This window comes from Marinobacter sp. (assembly GCF_041984545.1).
Classification (GTDB): domain Bacteria; phylum Pseudomonadota; class Gammaproteobacteria; order Pseudomonadales; family Oleiphilaceae; genus Marinobacter.
Genome location: NZ_JBHIXV010000061.1, coordinates 1 through 6121, shown reverse-complemented (window position 1 = coordinate 6121; position 6121 = coordinate 1). Strand labels below are relative to the sequence as shown.

At 60.7% G+C, this 6121-nt stretch carries 8 protein-coding genes and 1 pseudogene; 1 reads left to right on the top strand and 8 read right to left on the bottom strand.

The window, feature by feature from the left end; genetic code table 11:
- Positions 1-67: 67 nt before the first annotated feature.
- The 8 genes from ACFC20_RS17340 to ACFC20_RS17305 all read right to left on the bottom strand — a co-directional run bounded on the left by ACFC20_RS17340 (position 68) and on the right by ACFC20_RS17305 (position 5512).
- On the bottom strand, positions 68-1453 hold the full coding sequence (locus tag ACFC20_RS17340) for a PhoH family protein (RefSeq protein WP_375194079.1): 1386 nt from the start codon (positions 1451-1453) through the stop codon (positions 68-70).
- A gap of 24 nt (positions 1454-1477) precedes the next feature.
- Positions 1478-1969 carry an HPP family protein gene (locus ACFC20_RS17335; protein ID WP_091991621.1) on the bottom strand — a complete coding sequence of 164 codons (492 nt, stop codon included), beginning with the start codon at positions 1967-1969 and terminating at the stop codon, positions 1478-1480.
- Between the two features lie 37 nt (positions 1970-2006).
- Complete coding sequence (locus ACFC20_RS17330; protein ID WP_375194078.1) at positions 2007-2771, bottom strand: START domain-containing protein; 765 nt, start codon at positions 2769-2771, stop codon at positions 2007-2009.
- A gap of 170 nt (positions 2772-2941) precedes the next feature.
- Positions 2942-3193, bottom strand: a complete 252-nt coding sequence (gene minE, locus ACFC20_RS17325; protein WP_091991617.1) for a cell division topological specificity factor MinE — start codon at positions 3191-3193, stop codon at positions 2942-2944.
- A gap of 3 nt (positions 3194-3196) precedes the next feature.
- A complete protein-coding gene (gene minD, locus ACFC20_RS17320; protein WP_375194077.1) occupies positions 3197-4009 on the bottom strand; it encodes a septum site-determining protein MinD in 813 nt (270 codons plus the stop codon).
- A 77-nt stretch (positions 4010-4086) separates the two neighbouring features.
- Positions 4087-4848 carry a septum site-determining protein MinC gene (gene minC, locus ACFC20_RS17315; RefSeq protein WP_375194076.1) on the bottom strand — a complete coding sequence of 254 codons (762 nt, stop codon included), beginning with the start codon at positions 4846-4848 and terminating at the stop codon, positions 4087-4089.
- The gene (locus ACFC20_RS17310; RefSeq protein ID WP_091991611.1) at positions 4845-5234 is read right to left on the bottom strand and encodes a HopJ type III effector protein; all 390 of its coding nucleotides are present in this window, start codon (positions 5232-5234) and stop codon (positions 4845-4847) included. Before ACFC20_RS17310 ends, minC begins: the two co-directional genes overlap by 4 nt.
- Positions 5234-5512, bottom strand: a complete 279-nt coding sequence (locus ACFC20_RS17305) for a DUF1244 domain-containing protein (RefSeq protein ID WP_375194080.1) — start codon at positions 5510-5512, stop codon at positions 5234-5236. The genes ACFC20_RS17310 and ACFC20_RS17305 overlap by 1 nt, the downstream gene beginning before the upstream one ends.
- A gap of 115 nt (positions 5513-5627) precedes the next feature.
- Between ACFC20_RS17305 and ACFC20_RS17300 the strand changes: the two are divergent.
- Positions 5628-6068: pseudogene (locus ACFC20_RS17300) on the top strand (DNA polymerase IV); the annotation flags it as partial.
- Between the last annotated feature and the right edge of the window lie 53 nt (positions 6069-6121).

Here is a 6121-nt window from a genome sequence, read left to right as displayed (position 1 = left end):
GTATGCCCGGTGGTGTGAGAGGACGGGGGAGGTAACTCCCCCTCCTACTCGATGCAGCCGCGGAGCCTCAGAGGTTGGCTTCGGCGAACTCCGCGAGGGCCGAACGGGGCACGCCCTGCAGGTGAATGTGGCCACCATGGCGGAAGCTCTTGAAGCGCTCGGTCATGTAGGTAAGTCCCGAACTCAGGGCGCTCAGATACGGGGTATCGATCTGCGCCAGGTTGCCCAGGCAGATCACCTTGGAGCCGTTCCCGGCCCGGGTGATGATGGTCTTGATCTGGTGCGGCGTGAGGTTCTGGGATTCGTCGATGATGATCAGGCTGTGCTGGAAGCTGCGGCCGCGAATGTAGTTCATGGACTTGAAGTGCAATGGTACCTTGCTGAGGATGTAGTCGACGCTGGCGGTCATGTTCTCGTCGTCCTCGTGGAGGGCTTCCAGGTTGTCGACGATGGCGCCCAGCCAGGGCTCCATCTTCTCGGCCTCGGTGCCGGGCAGGAAGCCGATATCCTCATCCAGGCCCTGGGTGGACCGGGTAGCGATGATGCGTTTGTAGAGCTTGCTGGCCACGGTCATTTCGATGCACGCGGCCAACGCCAGGATGGTCTTGCCGGAGCCCGCCGAGCCGGTCAGGTTGACCAGGTGAATGTCCGGGTCCAGTAGCAGGTTGAGCGCCATGGCCTGGTAGATGTCCCTGGGCACCAGTCCCCAGACTTCCTCGTTCATCAGGTCGTGCTGGTGCAGGTCCTTGATCACCAGCTGGGTGTCGCTCAGATCCACCACCTTGCCGACAAAGCCCATCTCGTCCACGACAAATTCGTTGATGTTCAGTCGGGCAAGATCGCCCTCCCGCTTCAGGATATGCTCGGTTGAGCCTTCGCGCTGAACGGTTTCAACTTTCTCGATGGTGTCCCAGAACGAGTTGGGGAACTCGCGATAGCCCTTGGGCAGAAGGTCAATGTCATCCAGCAACTGGTCGTTGTGGTAGTCCTGGGCTTCCACGCCAAAGCCGCGCGCCTTGAGGCGCATGTTGATGTCCTTGGACACCAGGATGATGTCCCGGGATTTGTGGCGGTTCTGCAACGCGGCCAGGGTGTTGATGATCTTGTTGTCGTTCAGGTGCTCGGGCAGGGAGTGGTTGCCACTGTCACCGGTGCTCATCAGGATCGACAGGGTGCCCAGCGGTTCCGCCTTCTGGCCCCGCACGATGGGAACGCCTTTCTCGATAACTTTGGGGCTGGCATCGCCCAGCAGCTTGTCGATGTTGCGGATGGCCTGGCGACAGTCGGCGGCCACGGCCTGTTTGCCGGATTTGAGGCTGTCGAGCTCTTCGAGGACCGTCATCGGGATGATGACATCGTGTTCTTCAAAATTCAGGAGGGCGTTCGGGTCGTGGATCAGGACGTTGGTGTCGAGGACGTACATCTTTCGGCGAGCTTGCGGTGCTCTGGGCATAGGGTGCGCTACCTCTCTGGTGGCTCAGTCGTTATCGGCACAGCGTTGCGTGAGCTTCTCATCCGAGATCACTTTCAGCATGTCGTAAGTCGTTATGATACCGGTAATTTTCGAGTCGCTTGTCACAAAGATCCGGTGCAGGTGCTCGCGCATCATGATATTGGCAATGTCGCGCACCGGAGTCTTCTCGTCAACAGATAAAACGATGGGGGTCATGATGTCGCGCACTTCCACCGGGACCTTGCCCATCTCTTCGAAGATCACCATGCGAAGTCGCCTTGCTTCCTGGCGCTCCTCGGGCGTCAGATGCCGTTCCGCGCCCGACTGGGCCGCGTTCCAGCGAAATTCGGTGATGTCCTTGAGGGTGGCAATACCGACAATCTCGCCCTCGTCATCGGTAACGGGGCTGCCGGTAATTTCGTTGTCGGTCAGGAAGCGGGCCAGCCGGTCCATGGTCCAGGATTGCGGTACGGCTTTGATGCTGGGGGTCATGATCTCGTAAGCGAGAACAGTCATTGAACGGGGCCTGCCTTGTGAAGTCCTTTGCCAAAGCTTAGCGCGTGATGCCGGTTGCGTCATCCCCTCCGGGCGCATCGCGGGTTACCCCGACCAGTGCGCCGGAGTCGTCATACTCAAGCCGGAAGCCTCGGTATTTCTCCAGGTTGGCCACCCGCTCCAGCGCTTCCATGGAACGAACAGGGATGTCCACCAGAAGCGAATTGACCAGCCAGCCGGGCAGGGCGCCGTTGGGGTCGGTGTGCTGCACCCAGACCATGCGGGTCTGCTCGCCCTGGGGCGTAAACCGGTAAAACGTGTCGGAGCGATCCACCCGAACGCGGCTTGCGCTTTCTGCGCGTTGGTCCGGCATGGCATTCAGGTCCATGACCACTTCGCCGGAGGCCTCGTTGCCCCGGGTCTGGATGCGCAGCACGTAATCGCGATCGGTCACCGGCCATGGCATGTCATTGACTGAATAGGCAAAGCGGTCATGGAAGTCGCCCGCGCCGAACGCGTAGGATTCGGTGCAGTTGTGCACCCATTCCACACAGGAGCCCGGGTTGATCATGACGGCCATCAGGTTCTCGATCGGGGCATCAAGCACACCAACGGCCTTGAATGCCTTGAAGCTGGAATCCGGCTGGTCGATGGTATAGACCCGGATGTCACCGGCTTCCTTTCGAAGGGTCCAGTCCTCGTTGTCTTCGGTCGGCAACTCGGCGCGGGCCGGGGTGGTCAGTAATGCAACCACCAGGGCGCAGGCGAGCACACGCCCGATAGCCAACCAGTCCCTGGTGCTCCCGCCACAGTGCTTGCTCATGAATGACTCTTCCCTGGAAATGGAGGCCCGAGTCTAGCATGAGCCTTGCGCCGATTCGGCGGTGGATGCGAGGGATTGTGAACCAGGTAGCGGCCTGTGCGCCGGGTGAGGGGATTTGGCCTGATCTGCCGGGTGGGGCCTGCCCCGGATGGGGCAGGCGGCGTGTAGTGTTAACGTTCCGGTAGGGTGACGTTCAGTTCCAGAACCGAGCAGCTCTCGTTCCGGTCCACTTCCACCTGCACCATGTCGTCGCTGATCTGCACGTACTTGCGGATAACCTGCAGCAGTTCCTGCTGGAGCTGGGGCAGGTAGTCCGGTTGCTCACGCTGGCCACGCTCGTGGGCAACGATGATCTGCAGGCGTTCCTTGGCAACGCTGGCGGTGTTCTTCTTTTTGCCCTTGAAATAATCGAGGAAACTCATTCCTTAGCCCCCCTTGAACATCCGCGAGAAGAAGCCCTTCTTCTGGGCGGTCATGAAGCGATGCTCCCGCTCCTCTCCCAGAAGCCGTGCGACGGCGTCGTCGTAGGCCTGGCCGGCATCGCTGTCTTCTTCCAGGATCACGGGCAGCCCCTGGTTCGAGGCGTTCAGTACGATCTGGCTCTCGGGAATCACGCCCAACAGAGGTATCGCCAGAATTTCCTCGACGTCGGCCACGGAGAGCATCTCGCCTTTCTCCACCCGGGCCGGATTGTAACGGGTCAGCAGCAGGTGCTCCTTCACCGGGTCCTGACCCATTTCGGCGCGGCGGGACTTGCTCTGCAGAATGCCCAGAATCCGGTCGGAATCGCGGACCGAAGACACCTCCGGGTTGGTGACCACGATGGCCTCGTCGGCGTAGTAGAGCGCCATCAGGGCGCCGTGTTCGATGCCTGCCGGTGAGTCACAGACGATGTAGTCGAAGGTCTCGGACAGTTCGTTAATGACCTTCTCCACGCCGTCTTTGGTGAGCGCCTCTTTTTCACGGGTCTGGGAGGCCGGCAGGATGTAGAGGGTGTCCACGCGCTTGTCGCGGATCAGGGCCTGGTTCAGGGAGGCTTCGCCCTGGATCACGTTGACAAAATCGTAAACCACGCGGCGCTCGCAGTTCATGATCAGGTCGAGGTTGCGCAGGCCCACGTCGAAATCGATCACGACGGTCTTGTGGCCCCGCTTGGCAAGGCCGGTACTGATTGAGGCGCTGGTGGTGGTCTTGCCAACGCCGCCCTTTCCTGAGGTAACGACAATGATTCTAGCCAAGGTTCTGTTCCTGTTTCTCGGTGGATTCGTCGTGTCTGCCGAATTGTCCGGTCAAATTATTGTGTTGCGTTCCAACATCAGGCCTTGTCCAGTGGCGTTACCACCAGCAGGTCGTCCCTGAGCTGGATATGCACAGCGCTTTTCCAGCCATTGTCCTGAAGATCCTCGGAGATTTTATAGTGTCCCGCAATGGACACAAGCTCTGCCTCAAGGGACTGGCAGAAAATCCGTGCCGACTCGGCGCCGTGAATGCCCGCCAGTGCCCGGCCTCTCAGTGGCCCGTAGACGTGGATGTTGCCGGCGGCCAGCACTTCCGCTCCGGCCTGAACCGGGGCCAGGATCACCAGGTCACCTTCCGGTGCGTGCACCTGCTGGCCGGACCGCACCGGTTGCGTCACGATGCGCGCCGGCGGCGGATCGCCTGCGCCGGCTTGGGCTGCACGCGTCTCGACCGGCTCCGATGACGGTTCGGTGCTCTGGTCAGTCTCGTGGGCCCGGTCGCGCTGGCCGCTGCCTGGCAGCAGGGCGAGGGCGGCACCGCGGGCCAGGCGACGCTGGTCGTCGGTGCCACCGCGAACACCAATCACGTGTATGTGATTGCGCCGGCAGGTGCCGATGATCTTGAAGAAATCCAGTTCGCTGTCCAGGCCCTCGTACTTCTCGAGACTGATGATCAGGGGAATGTCCTTGAAGAACCCGGGCGCCTGGCTGATCTTGTCCCGCAGGGCACCCTCGAATTCGGCGTCGTCGAAATAGTAAAGCTCCAGTGCGGTCATCGAGACGCTGGCGCTTTTCAGTTGAAAGCCCTGTTTTACCCCGGACGTGGCGGCATCGCTCATGAAGGAGTCTCTTCCCTGGTCATGTTGTCGGTTGGGTTCGGGCGTGGCCGCAGGGGCATCCCGTCAAATCGGATGCCGGACCAGCCGGTGCTGATGAATTGCCGGATGTTGCCATGGCTGTCGCCCACCGGGTCGTCCAGAACCTGCTGATAATGTTCGGCAAACAGCTTGAGGGTATCGACTTCGGACAGGTTGCAGTACTGGCCCAGGCCAAAGATGCGGCAGGAGCCGGCATTTTCGCCTTCGGCGTTTACCAGCGGGCCGTTATGGAAACGGCACGGCTGGTACTCGAAGTGCTGTTCAATCAGGGCCAGGGAGTCGGCGAAGTTGGCGTGGCCGGCGTCCAGAGATGCCAGGTGTATCCGCACGGCATCCTTGATGCTCATTATTTGTGGTCCTGCTTCGGGCCGGTCTGGTACTTGGCCTTCCACTCTTCGTAGGGCATTCCGTAGATTTCTTCCCGGGCCTGCGGATCGGAAATCTCGAAGCCGCGCTCGTCGGCTTCGGCCCGATACCATTTGGACAGGCAGTTGCGGCAGAACCCGGCCAGATTCATCAGGTCGATGTTCTGGACCTCGGTGTTGTCTCTGAGATGCTTGACCAGCCGACGGAAGGCGGCAGCTTCGATTTCTGTGCGTTCGGATTCGGGAATCGGGTTGCTCATGGGGCTCTCACTCATTCATGAACTGCTGGATGAAGGTTCCTGACATTCTCTGCATGTTAGCCTAAGATACAAGGCTGTATAAATGTACAGAAATTCGACGCGAGTCCCGCTGATTATGCCACAACGCAAGATCATCCACGTGGATTGTGACTGCTTCTACGCGGCGGTGGAAATGCGGGACGATCCCAGCCTTCGGGAGGTGCCGCTGGCGGTAGGCGGCGAGGGCGGGCGCGGTGTGGTCACCACCTGTAACTACCGGGCGCGTGCCTTCGGGGTTCGTTCAGCCATGCCCGGCAGCGAGGCCCGGCGCCTCTGTCCCGGGCTGGTGACGGTGCCGCCCGACATGGCCCGCTATCGCGCGGTGTCCCGGCAGGTAATGGCCATTCTGCGGGAACTCACCGACCTGGTGGAGCCCCTGTCTCTCGACGAAGCCTTCCTGGATGTCTCCGACGTGGCGGACCACAAGGGCAGTGCCACCTTGATGGCCCGGCATCTGCGGGAGCGGGTTCGCCAGGAAGTGGGCATTACCATTTCCGCAGGCGTGGCGCCTAACAAGTGCCCGTCCAGAAACTAACAAGCAGCTGATTTTCCGAGATATTTTCCGAGAAG

Bases quoted from the DNA above. Each gene is read 5' to 3' on its own strand.
- ACFC20_RS17330 (WP_375194078.1), bottom strand. From the start codon at position 2,771: ATGAGCAAGCACTGTGGCGGGAGCACCAGGGACTGGTTGGCTATCGGG.
- minE (WP_091991617.1), bottom strand. From the start codon at position 3,193: ATGAGTTTCCTCGATTATTTCAAGGGCAAAAAGAAGAACACCGCCAGC.
- ACFC20_RS17340 (WP_375194079.1), bottom strand. From the start codon at position 1,453: ATGCCCAGAGCACCGCAAGCTCGCCGAAAGATGTACGTCCTCGACACC.
- ACFC20_RS17310 (WP_091991611.1), bottom strand. From the start codon at position 5,234: ATGAGCATCAAGGATGCCGTGCGGATACACCTGGCATCTCTGGACGCC.
- minC (WP_375194076.1), bottom strand. From the start codon at position 4,848: ATGAGCGATGCCGCCACGTCCGGGGTAAAACAGGGCTTTCAACTGAAA.
- ACFC20_RS17305 (WP_375194080.1), bottom strand. From the start codon at position 5,512: ATGAGCAACCCGATTCCCGAATCCGAACGCACAGAAATCGAAGCTGCC.
- ACFC20_RS17335 (WP_091991621.1), bottom strand. From the start codon at position 1,969: ATGACTGTTCTCGCTTACGAGATCATGACCCCCAGCATCAAAGCCGTA.